Origin of the sequence: Psychrobacter sp. Ps3 (assembly GCF_022129275.1) — a bacterium.
GTDB classification, from domain to species: domain Bacteria; phylum Pseudomonadota; class Gammaproteobacteria; order Pseudomonadales; family Moraxellaceae; genus Psychrobacter; species Psychrobacter submarinus.
In genome coordinates, this window is record NZ_JADQAL010000012.1 from 24,149 (window position 1) to 39,820 (window position 15,672).

A 15,672-nucleotide genomic window follows, 5' to 3' on the forward strand; every position below is an offset into this window, starting at 1 on the left:
GAGGTGTCGGCGTATTAGCAGTGTTCAAAAGGTGGGATGATTGTGGCTGATAAAGTGTGGGAGCTAATCGCGCCTTCTGCTTGTATCTGTACCCCTAAGCGTGGCGGGCACTAACGGCTGATGGCATTCCTGTATTCTCGATACTACCCTCAGCCACAGTCCGCATCGCCATTGTCGTCAGCAGGATAGCCGCTACTGTCAGGGCTAAACCGTTTTTTAGGGCAACCTCTTAAGATATAGCAGAATTTTGTTAGATACTATAGAGTGCTTTATTTCGGATATAATTTTCCAAACTTTGATGAAAATTCTAATCATTATAGTTATTTTTTGAAAAACCTATATAATAAATGGTGAAAAATTACTTAACATTTGTATTTAAAACCATAAAGGCTCTCAAATGACTACTTTCTATGTGAAAGAGTATAAAAAACCTTCTGAAGAAGTTATTCCAGTAGGTTCTTTTATTCTTTCAACTGATCCTTGGGATGATTATGGGTTTGAGACTAAGTTTCATATGTACTATAAAAAATCATCAATCTCCATAGTTCCAATTGGAGAGGTAAAAATTGGTTTTAAAGGTCAAAGACCCAAACTAGATTCAGATAATGTAGTTGGAAAAACATATGAACACTCTACAAGAAAAGTAATAGATAGAAAGTTTCAAAGTCTTGATAAGGATTTTTTCTCTATAGGCCAAAGTCCAGAGTATTACGAAAATATATATAAAATATTTAGTGATGAGACAGCGAGGGTTCTTGGGTACTTGAATGATATAGCTTTGCATACAAACTTACTTGAAGTTTATAGAGATGAATTAGTCCTTAAGGACTCATTATTAAGGTCTCAAGATGAATGGTCAATAAAGTACCAGTTTAATCAAATTATCTATGGTAGGGAAAAACTAACAGACTTTCATTTTCTATTCAATTACAAAGAAAAGGATCTAAAGTTTAGAGTAAAAGCTTTATCCAACCCACCTTCAAACATTCATGCGTTGATAGGGCGTAATGGAGTAGGTAAAACAACCATTCTAAACTATATGTTTGACGAACTAATTAATAAAAATGAAAATAGAAAATTTAGTGCCTTTAGAGTTACTGACTCAATAGACAAAAATTATTTTAGCAAAGCTATTTATATATCTTACAGTGTATTCGGAGACTATTTACCAGACTTAAAAACTAGAGACAATTTATCATATATCGGATTTAAGTATAAAAAGAACGATGAAGTCTTTATTAAGAACGTTGATATTCTTAATAAAGATTTTATTGATTCCTTTAAACTAATACGCTCCTCGACATCACTTAAAAAAACTTTTATTAAAATATTAGAAGATATATCTGAAAGCTATGATAATGATATAATTCGAAAATTAACTCTCAATATTAATGACAGTAAAAATAATAACTTTGAATTTTTTAAAGACTTAAGCTCTGGGCATGCGATAGTATTACTAATAATTACAAACCTTATTTCTACAGTTACTGAAAAAACTCTTATACTTTTTGATGAACCTGAAACACATTTGCATCCTCCTCTACTTTCAGCATTAATTAGAGCTATAAACTTTATTCTTATTGAGAAAAATGGTATCTGTATTTTTGCTACACACTCACCAGTCGTAAGCCAAGAAATACCTCAATCTTGTGTGCAAATAATTAGTAGAGTCGGTGATGAAATTAGTATCTCAAGACCTGAAATAGAGAGCTTTGGAGAAAATGTAAGTAGCTTAACTCATGAGATTTTTTCTCTTGAAGTCAAATCTTCGGGTTTCTATAAACTACTTAGAAAAACTTTTTATGAAAATAACTGTAATGTGGAAAAGGTAATAGAGATATTTGATAATAAATTAGGCTCCGAAGCTTTGGGCCTATTATATTTACTTAAACATAATTATATTAAAAATGGTAAAAAATCAGACTAGGGTTATCAATTTATAATATGAAAAGAATAGAAAGACCTAATATTAAGTATTCAGACATACTTAGCTCATGTATTAAGTCCCTGAATAATAGCCATTTTAAAACTCTGATCACTGCTAAGAAAGGTGTTTTCTTAGAATCAAGTGAACTTTATATTAGTCTTGGTGAGTTACATCAACTTAAAAGCTTTGTTAATAAGGAACTGCAGGTCACAAACAACAAAGAGTATAGGGAAAAAATTGTAAATCTTTATGAAAAACTAAAATCAAATAAAGAACCATCAAAATTTCACGATAAAATTATGATTGCGAGCAAACGCTGCGTTTATTGTAACCAAGGGCTTGCAAACACCTTAGACCATTTTTTACCAAAGGCTCAGTTCCCCCTTTTAAGTATTGAGCCAACTAACCTTATCCCGTGTTGCTATGATTGTAATTCTACGCTAAATGCGCTGAGCCTTCGTAAAAATAGTTCTACTAATCCTCTGCTTATACATCCATATTTCAATCAAGATAATTCTATATACGATGAGCAGTGGATATTTGCAAAGGTTCCTAGTAACCAGCCATTCTTTGATTCGACTAATCGTGACTTTACAACCTTAGCAGTTACTTTTTACACCGATTTTAATAAAACTCAAATACATAAAAGCATGCATAAGGGACTTAACTTTCAATTTGAAAATCTAATACATGAAAAGTATGTCGATGCGGCTATTTCTATGATTGCAAGTGAAATTATAAGGATGAGAAGATTTAAAGGTACAGCAAATCAGCTTATATCAGTACATAAGAATTACCTTCTAAACAGAGCAACGATACATCCCGTAAACAGTTATAACTCTGTTATTTACCATGCATTAGGTAATTCTGATTTGTATCTCGAAACCATTCAAGATGAATTCTTCTAAGTCTATGAAAAAGTTTCATTTGGTATTTATAGTTAATACTTTGATTATATTCACTTTCCCTTAAATTCACCTGCCTGTATTTAAACAATTGCCATAGCTTCCTCTTTCACATTCTCTGAATGAAACAAACGTGGTAGATAGCCATGAATATTTACTAGTATAGCTCTTGTGCAATGATGGCTAGCATTTAGCGCTGAAGATAATATAGTCGACTCACTTTAAAACAGATACAGTGCAGCTGGGATGAATTTTGCGCAGCCTCTGTCAGCGTAGACACAGCATGCAAGTAAAATTTATAGCAGCTGCACGTTAATATTAGCGTATCGACTTTATTTCAAACTGACTATAGTGCTTTTACTACTGATAAACCTTTCTGTCATTTCATTTGCACTAATTCCTTGCGCAAGAAGCACTAAGACTAAACTCCACCCTCAAAAGCCGAATAAACCCGATTTAACCCCTCACGTAGCAGCGCCTCCGGACACGCCACATTAATACGCATTTTCAGATGCCCCTCGCGGCCGTATTTAATACCAGAATTCAGCTCAACTTTCGCCGCACGCAGTTTGTCATACAGCGCCTGATTGTCCTCACCGTATGCCGAGCAATCGAGCCAAATCAAATACGACGCCTCAGGACGCATAACCTTAATATCAGGTAGATGCCCTGCTAAAAAGTCTATCGTAATCTCGATATTGTTCTCAATATAAGCCAGCACCTGTTCAAGCCATTCTCCTCCTTCTTCATAGGCACTTTGCATCACCGTATAAGCAAATAAATTCAGCTCATATTCATCATTTAGCTGCTGCTGCTGGCTGATTTTTTTGATTAAAGCGTCATCTTTGGCAAAGATCATCGAGCCTTTGATGCCCGCCACGTTAAAGGTTTTGGTCATCGAGGTGAGACTCACCACCTTGTGCGCGTAACCTGCCGCTTCTGCTAACTTTAAGAAAGGCGTAAAGGTATGATCAGTCAAGGTTAAATCTTGATGAATCTCATCGCTGACGATGGCGACATCGTGCTTTTTACACAGTGTAAGCAGCACTTTAAGCTCATCAATAGTCCAGACGCGTCCGCCCGGATTGTGCGGGTTGCATAGCAAGTATAGCTTAACCTTATGCTCGATAATTTTAGCTTCGATATCTTTTAGATCTAACTGATATTTTTCATCGACTTCCTTTAACGCAGATGTCACAAGCGTGCGCTTATTTTGCTGCACCTTAGTCATAAACGGCGTATAAATAGGATCATTGACTAGTACCGCGTCGCCTACCTCGGTGAATATCTGCATCATCAGCGCAAGACTTGGCACCACCCCTGGCGAAAATAAGATATTATCCTGTGTCAAATCCAAGCCATAACGATTGCTATGCCAGTTGATAATCGCCTCATACAAAGCGCCGGTCGGTTTGGTATAACCCAAGACGCCGTGATCGGCCGCGCGCTGTACGCTAGCCAAGACAGGCGGCGCGGCTTTAAAGTCCATATCGGCGACCCATAGCGGAATGGTATCGTCACTATAGTGCCACTTAAGTGATCCCGTTCCGCGTCTATCGATGATTTCGTCGAAGTTATATTGCACTGGTATTGTCCTTGGTCATACGGTTAAAGAAAGCTTTACATCATGCGTTCGGTAGCATTACGAGTCTCTACCTACCCTTAAACTCAGGCTCGCGGCGCTCAACCATCGCCATTGCGCCCTCGCGGGCATCTTCTGAATGAAATAAATGCGGCAGATAACCATGAATATTAGCCAGCGCTGACTTTGCACCATTACGGCTGGCATCTTGCGCCGAGGATAGCAGCCCTTGCACGCCAAGCGGGGCGGAGGTGCTGATCTCTTTGGCAATCGTTAGCGCGCGCTCGTACTCTTCACCATTGGGTACGACTTCACTGACTAGGTTTAGTTTATCGGCGGTTTGCGCGTCAAAGTTTTTACCGGTTAATAGATATGGCATGGCTTTTTGCCAGCCTGCCGCCGCGACAAAGCGTACCGTCGCCCCGCCAAACGGCATGATACCGCGCTGCACTTCCATTTGCGCAAAGTTGCTATTGTCGCTTGCGATAACCACGTCACTGTTAAGCATCAACTCAATTCCCGCGGTAAAGCAGGTGCCTTGTATCGCCACCACCACAGGTTTGGTGCGCAGCTTACCGCCGATACCCCATGGATCGATTTCATCGTCACTAAATTCAAACGCGCCTTTATTCCATTTATCTTGTAGCTCCATCAGATCAAGACCAGCGGTAAAGTGCTCGCCATGGGCGAAGATGAGCGCACAGCGTAGATTATCGTCGTTCTCATAATCTGTTAATGCCTCGGAGAGTTGTTTGATCATATGGCTGTCAAAAGCATTGCGTTTGTCGGCGCGATTAAGCCCGATGAGACAAATGTAGCCGTCAGTTTCATAAGTGATGCGATTGCTTGTATCGTTTTGGGTGGTCATGGTTATATCCTTTTTAGGTTTGTCGTTATCGTAGGGTGTGATCTCATTTTTAAAATAATGCTACTGACTTTTAATATAGACAGCCTATCGCCATTACACAAGTGGCCGTACTAAACGCCTTACAAAATGAATAGCAGTTGACCGCGATTCTAATAACTGCCACCATCATGAGACTGTCGACAAACATGACAATTTACGAGTATCTTATGGAATTTTGGCACGGTTTTTTGCTTATCACTAGCGTGCACTTGCTAGCAGCTGCCTCCCCTGGCCCTGATTTCGTCTTAGTTTCACGTGAAACTTTAACCAAAGGTCGACGTACTGGCTTGATTTGTAGCTTAGGGATTACCTTAGGTCTAGCCGTGCATATTATTTACTCAATCCTAGGACTGGCGACAGTGATAGCGCACTCACAGCCACTATTAACTGCTATCAAATGGTTAGGCGGCGCTTATCTTATATATCTAGGTTGGCAAGGAATTGGCGCTAAACCCAAAAAACCAGTAGAAACGACCACTTTTACTAATAATTATAATAGTAATAGCAATGTTACAGATAAAACTGAATCTAGCTTTGCTACTCTGCGCCGAGGTTTTTTTTGTAATGTGTTTAATCCCAAAGCGCCAGTCTACTTTGTCGCTATATTTACTTTAGTATTATCACCCGATATTCCACTTTGGCAACTCTCTATCTACGGCGTATGGATGATGGTATTACAGATGGCCTGGTTTAGCACGGTGGTGATGCTATTGTCGATTCCTGTCATCCTCAAACGTTTTCAGCGTTTTGAGCATTGGATAGATCGCGTACTCGGTACAGCAATGATTTTATTGGGCTTAAACCTGATCTTCCGTAGCCGATAAACCATTTAGCGTTGATGAAATCTGCTAAACTAGACGGTTATCTTCAGACTTTATAGCCTACTACTATGACTAATCCCTCTTCTAGAAATAACCGTCCAAAACATAGAAATAGATCCCCAGCAACCGCGAAAAAACTCGGTCAATTGCATCCGCGCAATCCCCATCAAGGTCGCTATGATTTTGAGCTATTGACCCGCGCGCTACCTGAACTTGCCGATTACACTATTACCAACCCGAAAGGCGAGCCAACGATTAATTTCTCCGACGCTAAGGCCGTACGTGTGCTTAATCAAGCACTACTCGCGCACTATTATGGCGTCAAGTTTTGGGATATTCCTAAAGGCTACTTATGCCCGCCGATTCCTGGGCGCGCCGATTACATTCATTATATTGCCGACTTGTTGGCGCAGACTACTCATGTGAGCGAAGACAATACGCCGCCTACAGGCAAAGATATTCATGCACTTGATATCGGTACTGGTGCCAGTGCTATCTACCCTATTGTTGGCAGCCAAAGCTATGGCTGGCGCTTTACCGCGAGCGACATCGATCCGGTCTCAGTGAATACGGCGACGGTAATTAGCCAAGCCAATCCCAAGCTCAAAGGCGCGATTAAGATCAAACTGCAACCTGAACCTAAGCATATCTTTAAAAATATTATCGGTCGTCAAGACTATTTTGACGTCGTCATATGTAACCCACCTTTTCATGCCTCATTAGAAGAAGCGATGCAGGCCAATAGCCGTAAACAGCATAATTTGCAGCGCCATCGCGGCAAAAACGAAAGCGCGCAAATCAGTCGTCACTCTACAAAGTCAGGCAATGCCGCGCAAAACCTTAACTTTGGCGGTCAACATAAAGAATTGTGGAGTGAGGGCGGCGAGATTGCTTTTTTAAGTAATATGATAAGAGAAAGCCAGCAGTTTGCTGCATATGTAGGCTGGTTTACCAGCTTAGTGTCTAAGTCTGAAAACGTGAAACCTTTACAGCAACTACTAAAAGATCTGGATGTGGCGCAAATGCGTATTGTTGAGATGAGCCAAGGTCAAAAGAGCACGCGGGTCTTAGCTTGGCGTTTTGATACTGACGAAGCGTAATTATTGCTAAAGCGTACCTTTAGCGTTTCACGTGAAACAAAAAACCGCTTTGGCTATCAAAGCAGTTTTTTTTAATCCATTTAGATGACTATATAGATTGAATTATAGATTGAATTGAGGGCATACCCTAGCCAACAAACATGACCTTTAAGCCAATGAGGATAAGTACAAAGCCGCCGAGCGCTTCTGCTTTATCTTCAAGATACGTACCTGATTTTTTGCCCAAGTAGATGCCGATAGCGCTAAAAACAGCTGTGACAATCGCGATGATTACACAAGCAAGCCACGCATTGAGAGCGAGTAAGTTTAAGGTAAAACCAGCGGCCATCGCATCGATACTGGTGGCAATGGCGAGGGTAAATATGGTGCGATGACTGATGTTTTTCTTTCGGCTATCGTTTATAGAAGCCGCTTCATAATTTACTCGTAGCCCCTTATCTACGCTCTCTTCCTCATCTGCCAAAAAGACTTCATAGAGCATCTTGCTACCCAGTCCGATAAGAATAAATCCACCGATCCAAGGCGCAGCAGCAGCCAACCAACCTAACAGTGCCGCACCCAGCAAATAGCCGATAAGTGGCATCACACCCTGCGCAATACCAAAATATAACGCCGCATAAATAGCCAAACGCAAGGTATAGCGTGGGTTTTGTTGTTGGGATTTAGCGCCCAGTCCTATCGACACCGCAAACGCATCCATCGCTAGCGCAATAGCGAGTAACAGTACTTCGATCATCTGATGTCCATCAATTATAATTGCCAGCTTATGACAATTTACTTATAAAAGTTTCACGTGAAACAAACTTATTATTAAAAAAATACCGCAATGTGTATCAAAGCGGTATTTTATATTTAATGTAAACGCTAAACCTTAGATATCAAGGTTAGAGACCGTTAATGCGTTTTCCTCGATAAACACGCGGCGTGGCTCGACATGATCACCCATTAGACAGGTGAACATATGATCGGCAGCGATAGCATCTTCGATGGTGACGCGTAGCATACGGCGATTCTCTGGGTCCATCGTCGTATCCCACAACTGGTCGGCGTTCATCTCGCCCAGTCCTTTATAACGCTGAATGGCCAAGCCGCGACGGGCATCTAGCATCATTTGCTGCCAGAGGTAATCAAAATCGCGTATCGGAATATCTTTAGTAGTACCACTACCCGCTTCACGGCGAATAAAGGCGCTATCTTCTAACAGAGTATTCCACTCCGCTGATAAACGCAGCAGCTTGCTATACTCACCCGAGTTGATAAAGCTAGCATCGAGCAAGTAATGATGCGCCAGCTGATGCACATACACCGTGATACGCGGTAGCCACTGGGCCTTGGTCGATAAGGCATCGCTATCAGCCGCCTCACTCTCATCAGCAGTCAATGCGGGGGTCATACCCAGCAGATCAGCGGCAGCAGCGTCCATATTTTCTGGTTGCGGCTCATGGATATTGACCAGTTCAATCTCAGGGCTTAGCTCATCACCGAATTGATTCAGCTGAGTTTGTAGCTGCGTCTGCCACTCCTGCATCGCTGACTTATCATACGTCATGTCTGTGCTCAGTTTCGGGGTATGCGTCAGCGCATCTAACAGCGTCGCTGGGAAACGAATTTGCAAACGAGCTTTGATCAGCTGCGTTTGGTTATAGTCGTTAAGCAGTGTCTCAAGCGCTTGACCAGTAATCGCTGGCGCATCTTCAGAGACGTGCAGCTTGGTATTATCAATCGTTGAGGACAATAGATAAGCTTTTAGTGCTTCATCGTCTTTTAGATACAGCTCTTGACGACCTTTTTTCACTTTATACAATGGCGGCTGTGCGATATAAATATAACCACGCTCAATCAGCTCCGGCGTTTGACGGAAGAAAAAGGTCAGCAGTAGCGTACGAATATGTGATCCATCGACGTCAGCATCAGTCATAATGATGATTTTGTGATAGCGAACTTTATCCGGATCATATTCATCAGGTCCGATACCACAGCCAAGTGCGGTGATTAGGTTGCCTACTTCAGCAGATGACAGCATCTTATCAAAACGCGCGCGCTCCACGTTCAAGATTTTACCTTTAAGCGGCAAGATAGCCTGAGTTTTACGGCTACGACCTTGCTTTGCCGATCCGCCCGCAGAGTCACCCTCCACGATGTAAAGCTCTGATAGTGATGGATCTTTTTCTTGGCAGTCTGCCAACTTACCAGGCAAACCTGCAATATCTAACGTAGTCTTGCGGCGCGTCATCTCACGAGCCTTGCGAGCAGCATCACGAGCTCTAGCGGCATCGATAATCTTATTGGCAATCGCTTTAGCTGCACTTGGGTTTTCAAGCAAATAATCATTAAACTTATCGTGCATCGCCGATTCGACTGCTGACTTGACTTCGCTCGATACCAGCTTGTCTTTGGTCTGGCTTGAGAATTTTGGATCAGGCACCTTCACTGAGACAATCGCACTTAACCCTTCTCGTGCATCATCACCGCTGACCGCGACTTTTTCTTTCTTGAACAGATTTTCGCGATCCATATAGCTGTTTAGACCACGCGTGAGCGCTGAGCGAAACCCTGATAAGTGCGTACCGCCATCACGCTGCGGGATGTTATTGGTAAAGCACAGTACTTTTTCGTTATAGGTATCTGTCCATTGCAGCGCCACTTCGACCGCGATACCGTCGTCTTGCTCACTGGTAAAATGAAAGACCTCATTGATGCCTTCTTTGCCTGCGTTAATATAGCTGACAAACTCAGACAGGCCGCCTTTGTGCTCAAACTCATGGCGCTTATCGATACGCTCATCAGTCAAGACGATACGCACCCCTGAGTTAAGAAAAGACAGCTCGCGTAAGCGTTTCGCTAAGATATCATAATCGAAAACAGTACCAGTAAACACATCACTACTGGGATAAAAGCGGATTTGGGTCCCTGTCTTATCCGTAGCTTCCATCTGCTGGATTTCACTGTCCGGCACACCATCAGTATAAGTTTGGCTGTAATGGTAGCCTTCACGCCAAATATTCATCTCCAACTTTTTTGATAAAGCGTTGACGACTGAAACGCCGACACCATGCAGACCGCCCGAGACTTTATAGCTGTTATCATCGAACTTACCACCAGCGTGTAGTACCGTCATGATCACCTGCGCCGCTGACACGCCTTCTTCAGGGTGAACATCTACGGGTACGCCGCGACCGTTGTCCATGATACTAACCGACTCATCTTCATGAATGATAATATCAATCTGATCACAGTGACCGGCGAGCGCCTCATCGATAGAGTTATCGACAACCTCAAACACCATATGATGTAAGCCAGTACCATCATCGGTATCGCCAATATACATGCCTGGACGCACGCGCACCGCCTCAAGTCCGCGTAAAACACGGATGTCCTTGGAGCTATAATCAGAGGGCAAGCCTTCAGGGGTTACAGTATCAAGCATATCAGTCTCAAGCGTACTGTCTAAACTGGTTGTATCCAACTGCTCGTTATCGATAGGTAATGAATCACTCATGTGCATTCCTTAATCAAGCCGTGATCAGCTAATAATCGTGCGTCAGCTTTATACAAATCAGAATAAAGCCAGCATCTTTACAATATGTCTTAGATTTCAATTTTTAACTGTAGGAATTGACTTCCACGGTCTTATTACCAGTAATTTAGCACCTTATTGGTAATAAAAATTATGAAATAAAAGCTATAGAATAGTCGCTGAAAATAGGGCAAATATAAAGCCTTATTTTAACATTTTTTTGGCTGTAAGTCACTGTTTACTGGTGATTTATAGCACCTTTAGCAGTGTCTTTGACAGCAGCTTTGTCTGTAATTGAGTGATTAGGATTATAATCTACAATTAGTAGTTACTAGCAGGCTGTATAGTTATAAAAACAAGACAATAAACAGATTAAATGAGTAAAGCTCAATTAGATCTGTAATTAATAAAACCCATAAGTCATTCAAAAGGTGTCAACTCACCTTGTTTCATGTGAAACATATTGGGAGACGACCAATATTGATTGACTATCGGTAACACATCGGCCGTCAAGCTAGTCATAAACACCTGACAAGGCAGCTTAGCCAAAGTGGATAATAAGATATCTATCGCTCTATCGTCTAGTTCAGCGGTGATATCATCTAATAGTACAACTGGTGTAGTTATGGCTTGGTTATCAGTTTGCAGGTTTTGACTGGCCGATTGTTCAGCAGAGTCATCGTTGAGCAATAGTGGTAATTGCGACAGGCGTAATGCGGTAATAAGTAGCTTCTTTTCGCCGCGGGATAAGACGTTCGCAGCTTGCTCTTTTAACGTAGGTAGCTTTTGCTCTTTTAACGCAGACAGCTCAGTTGTGCCCGTCTGATACTCCGTTACTGATTTAGACTTCTCATCTTTTATACCCATCTCACTCTGGGAGCGCCAATGCACATGAATATCGGCACGGTGGCTACCGATACGAGTATAGCCAAGCTGTAGATCTTGGGCAAGACGCTCGTCTAACTGTAAATCTAGTGGTATCGCGACATCGTAGCCTGCATGGTAGCTTAGACTGATTTGCTGAGCATAAGACGGTAGCAGCTGCGCTATACTTTTCTCAAAATAAGGCTGCCAAGCTAGAAATACTTGCTCACGATAATGATGAATAAGTGCCGCATGGTTAGCTAGAGCTTTATTCCAGGACTTAATTTCTGCTAATTGCACTTGGGTTAGACTTCTACTTTGCTTAAGTAAACTGTTACGCTGTTTTAATAAGCGCTGATAAGCTATCCACTGGGGATGAAAACTTTGTTTCATGTGAAACACTAACCAATCGAGTAGCTGACGACGACTCGCACTGCCCTGCTCGAGCATGTCCATTGATGAGGGGTCTATCAGTAATGTGGGTAGTTGTTCGGTGAGGATACTTTGGTTATACACGGTATTTTGATTGAGGCGCAGGACGGTAGTAGCGTCAGTCTGCTTTTGAATCGCTAAACTAGCGCCGTCGGTTAAGACAGCATGGACAATGGCCGATGGCCTATGGTGCTGAACATAGCGTTTAGGCTGACTATGACGAAAGCTCTTACCGCGTGACAATAAGAATATCGCCTCTAACAGCGACGTTTTGCCACTACCGTTTTCTCCGATGATGACATTACATGCTGCTGCTTGCAGTTTGACTTGTTGAAGGTTACGTAAGTCTGTCGCTTGTAAACGTTCAATCATAATGATTACGAAAACCTTATCAAGCTTAGATACGCATCGGCATAATAACGTATTGATGGAACTCATCGCCTAGCTGGTTGACTAGCACCGAGGCGTTAGATTGGCTCATATGCATCTGTACATCGCCTTGTACCACGCCGAGCACATCTTGCAAGTAAGCGGCGTTAAAAGACAGCTCCATAGGCTCGCCTTGATACTTAGCTTGTACCATCTCCACCGCTTCGTCTTGTTCGGCATTGTTAGCTCGTATCTCAACCATACCATCGCTAGCAAAGTTAAATACTACTCCGCGTGACTTCTCATTACTCAAAATCGCCACTCGGCGCAGTACGTCAGTCATCTTTTCTTTACTAAACAGAGCCAGCTTATCAGTATTACTAGGCATAACTCGGCGATAGTCAGGAAACTTACCATCAATCAGACGCGCGGTAAAAGTGACCATCAAGTCCGTGCTGACTTGTCCGGTGCTATCAACCTCACCGAACGGTAGACTCACTTGCAAAAACTCACGACCGAAACTTAAGGTAACATTATTGTCCTTATCTCCTAGCATCTTACCCAGCTCAGTAGCCAAGCGCTCAAGCTCAATCACTGCCTTACGCGGCAAAATTGCCTGCATATTCAAATCGCTATCGATATCGATCACACTACGCGCTAGCGCTAACCGGTGACCATCAGTCGCTACGGTGGTTAGCTGCTGCTGCGACACATCAAAAAGCATACCAGTCAAATAGTAGCGAACATCCTGAATCGCCATCGCAAACTGAGTCTTATGAATAAGATCTATCAGTCGGCTACGGCTAATCGTCAAGGCAGTGATATTCTCAGGATTCCCTAAGCTCGGATAGTCCTCGCTTGGTAGAGTGCCTAAAGTAAAGCGGCTTTTACCACTCGTGAGTAAGCAGCGCTCGTTTTCTTGCGTCGTCAGATTGATCTGCGCTTGTGCGGGTAACGATTTGCAGATATCTTTTAGCTTTATCGCTGGCAAAGTCGTTGTACCCGCTTCAATACAAGCACCAGCAGGCAGCTTAAGTTTGGAAGTCAGCTCAACTTCTAGATCCGAAGCGGTCAGTATCAGCTCAGACTCAGAGAGTTGCAGTTTTATATTACCCAAAATCACCATATTATGGCGCTTATCAGCGGCCTTAGCGATTAAGTTAATAGCTTTTAATAACGACTCACGATTAATCGATAATTGCATGCTAGGTACTCTTATTTTAGAAAATCTGTTTTTTAGGAGTTTAGGCTCAAAGTGATATCGCTAAGACATCTATCCTTAGAATGACCTTAAGTTTAAGTGATTGAATAGTACTCATTATAAACTATATTTAGTCGCTAAAATACCGCGCTACTGTTTTGCCTGTTCCTGCTTATTGTGTTATCTAACTCATTCACGTTATCCGGCTTGTAGCATCAGCGCTAGCGCCTTGTAGTCTTTGTCTACCGTAGGATCCTCAGCGCGTAACTGCGCTACTTTTTCGCAGCCATGCATAACCGTTGTATGATCGCGGCCACCAAAAGACTGACCTATATCTGGGTAACTATCACCTGTCAACTCCCGAGACAGTGCCATCGCTATTTGCCGTGGTCTGGCGATACTACGAGTACGTTTGCGGCCCATTAGATCTTTGACGCTGATATCGTAGTATTCAGCGACTACTTTGCGGATATTATCCATATTGACCGCTTGTACGCGCATAGCCACGATATCTTTGAGCGCATACTGTACCATCTCAAGCGTCACTGGAGCTCCAGTCAAATTAGAGTTGGCAAATACCTGATTGAGTGCACCTTCCAACCTTCTCACATTAGAGACTACATTCTGTGCGATAAACAAAGCGCATTCTTTGGGTAGTATCATCCCAAAAGAAGCAGCCTTTCTTTGCAATATCTGTACGCGAGTATCAATCTCAGGAGGCTCGACAGCAACTGTCAATCCCCAAGAGAACCTCGAGCGAAAGCGTTCATCAAATTCAGTCATTTGTGACGGATGACGATCCGAGGCCAGAATAAGCTGTTTATCGCCACTAGTGAAATCTGCAAATAACGTCAAAAACTCATTACTACTTTTTGTCTTTCCAGCTAATACATGAATATCATCAACAATTAATAAATCCACTTTTTTTATTTTCTTTTTAAAATCTTCTATTTTATTATTTCTTAAAGAATATACTAATTGATTAATAAACTTCTCAGAAGTGAAATAATAAAAACTTCTATTATTTTTCACATAGCGCTGAGCAACAGAATGCATTAAATGTGTTTTTCCCAGACCTGAAGGGCCATATATGAATAAAGGATTATGCCTATTTTTTGATTGACGCTTGCTCAGCTCGTAGCAAGCCTTGTAGGCGAGGTTATTCGACTTGCCGGTGACAAAGGTTTCAAAGGTGAATTCAGGGTTTAGATAGCTAAGAGACTTTGCATCAGCAGAGTCATTGGACGCTGCATATTGTTGGTTATTTCCAGCATCTACTTTAGGGTCAGAACCAAAGTTACTAGTATTATTTTTTGATGACGCTGGGGTAGGGGAGGGGAGATGAGGGTCGTTATTAAACGAAGTATCTTGAGAGTTGGCATGTTCGCTAGAGTTGATATCTGTAGCGCCTTGTGCATGGTTCTGATCTTCGACTTGAGTGCTCTGGTTGGCATTATCGACACGGACTACCACGTCAATAATACTACCTTGACTGTGTTTAGCGACCAGTTGACGAATGTCTTCTAAGTGGTTTTTTTTAATATAAGAAACAAAATAATCGTTAGGCGCTCTAATAACAAGGGTTTGCGCTTCCTCATGCGCAGACAAAGGTCTTAACCACATCGTAAAGACGTTATCTTTGACATGATAACGTAAATCGTCCAAGCATTTATCCCAAAGTGTCGCCGTGTCTATCATAAAAAACCAACCTCATTAGCTTGTACTCAACAAGTACCTTAGCGCTTATATTTAAAATAATAGCAGTATTCACAGCCAAAAATCCTAGCTACCACTTCTTAATAAGGACTGATATCTGCAAGCTTAGTAATAACAATTTAAATAGATCTCTTGCTAGAAACCTCGGTAGCCTAAGACGGCTAATTTACCATAAACGGCCTGTGGATAACATCCCATATTTTGGGGATAACTCTGTGGACAGTTTTGGGGATAACTCACAACCTTAACTTACCCACATTTCACCCACAGCTTATCCACAGGGTTACCCATAGCCTATCGTTTTGATAAATAACATTATAGTAGAGTTATC

The 15,672-nt window shown here is 42.1% G+C and carries 11 protein-coding genes; 4 read left to right on the forward strand and 7 right to left on the reverse strand.

Annotated features, from left to right (window positions below; translation table 11 throughout):
* Positions 1-397: 397 nt before the first annotated feature.
* Together I3248_RS05590 and I3248_RS05595 are read left to right on the forward strand one after the other, a co-directional pair.
* Positions 398-1,927, forward strand: coding sequence for an AAA family ATPase (locus tag I3248_RS05590; RefSeq protein ID WP_238062876.1), 1,530 nt, complete (start codon positions 398-400; stop codon positions 1,925-1,927).
* Between the two features lie 17 nt (positions 1,928-1,944).
* Complete coding sequence (locus tag I3248_RS05595) at positions 1,945-2,835, forward strand: hypothetical protein (RefSeq protein WP_238062877.1); 891 nt, start codon at positions 1,945-1,947, stop codon at positions 2,833-2,835.
* Between the two features lie 418 nt (positions 2,836-3,253).
* On the opposite strand, the gene I3248_RS05600 is transcribed toward I3248_RS05595, so the two are convergent.
* Both I3248_RS05600 and I3248_RS05605 read right to left on the reverse strand, forming a co-directional pair.
* Positions 3,254-4,417, reverse strand: coding sequence for a MalY/PatB family protein (locus I3248_RS05600; protein ID WP_238062878.1), 1,164 nt, complete (start codon positions 4,415-4,417; stop codon positions 3,254-3,256).
* A 67-nt stretch (positions 4,418-4,484) separates the two neighbouring features.
* Positions 4,485-5,282: a crotonase/enoyl-CoA hydratase family protein gene (locus I3248_RS05605; RefSeq protein WP_238062879.1), complete on the reverse strand. Its 798-nt coding sequence runs from the start codon at positions 5,280-5,282 to the stop codon at positions 4,485-4,487.
* Between the two features lie 206 nt (positions 5,283-5,488).
* On the opposite strand from I3248_RS05605, the gene I3248_RS05610 reads away from it, so the two are divergent.
* Together I3248_RS05610 and rlmF are read left to right on the forward strand one after the other, a co-directional pair.
* Positions 5,489-6,145, forward strand: coding sequence for a LysE family transporter (locus I3248_RS05610; RefSeq protein WP_238062880.1), 657 nt, complete (start codon positions 5,489-5,491; stop codon positions 6,143-6,145).
* A gap of 65 nt (positions 6,146-6,210) precedes the next feature.
* Positions 6,211-7,242: a 23S rRNA (adenine(1618)-N(6))-methyltransferase RlmF gene (gene rlmF / locus I3248_RS05615; RefSeq protein ID WP_238062881.1), complete on the forward strand. Its 1,032-nt coding sequence runs from the start codon at positions 6,211-6,213 to the stop codon at positions 7,240-7,242.
* 127 nt (positions 7,243-7,369) lie between these two features.
* Here rlmF and I3248_RS05620 read toward each other — a convergent pair whose 3' ends face one another.
* The 5 genes from I3248_RS05620 to dnaA all read right to left on the reverse strand — a co-directional run bounded on the left by I3248_RS05620 (position 7,370) and on the right by dnaA (position 15,323).
* Entirely contained in the window at positions 7,370-7,978 is a 609-nt protein-coding gene (locus I3248_RS05620) for a manganese efflux pump MntP family protein (protein ID WP_238062882.1), read from the reverse strand.
* Between the two features lie 135 nt (positions 7,979-8,113).
* Complete coding sequence (gene gyrB / locus I3248_RS05625) at positions 8,114-10,669, reverse strand: DNA topoisomerase (ATP-hydrolyzing) subunit B (RefSeq protein ID WP_238062906.1); 2,556 nt, start codon at positions 10,667-10,669, stop codon at positions 8,114-8,116.
* A 510-nt stretch (positions 10,670-11,179) separates the two neighbouring features.
* Positions 11,180-12,427, reverse strand: coding sequence for a DNA replication and repair protein RecF (gene recF, locus I3248_RS05630; RefSeq protein WP_238062883.1), 1,248 nt, complete (start codon positions 12,425-12,427; stop codon positions 11,180-11,182).
* Positions 12,428-12,452: 25 nt separating this feature from the next.
* Positions 12,453-13,628 (reverse strand): DNA polymerase III subunit beta, encoded by a 1,176-nt coding sequence (dnaN, locus tag I3248_RS05635; protein WP_025645323.1) that lies wholly within the window; start codon positions 13,626-13,628, stop codon positions 12,453-12,455.
* 195 nt (positions 13,629-13,823) lie between these two features.
* Complete coding sequence (dnaA, locus tag I3248_RS05640) at positions 13,824-15,323, reverse strand: chromosomal replication initiator protein DnaA (RefSeq protein ID WP_201610998.1); 1,500 nt, start codon at positions 15,321-15,323, stop codon at positions 13,824-13,826.
* Positions 15,324-15,672: the final 349 nt, after the last annotated feature.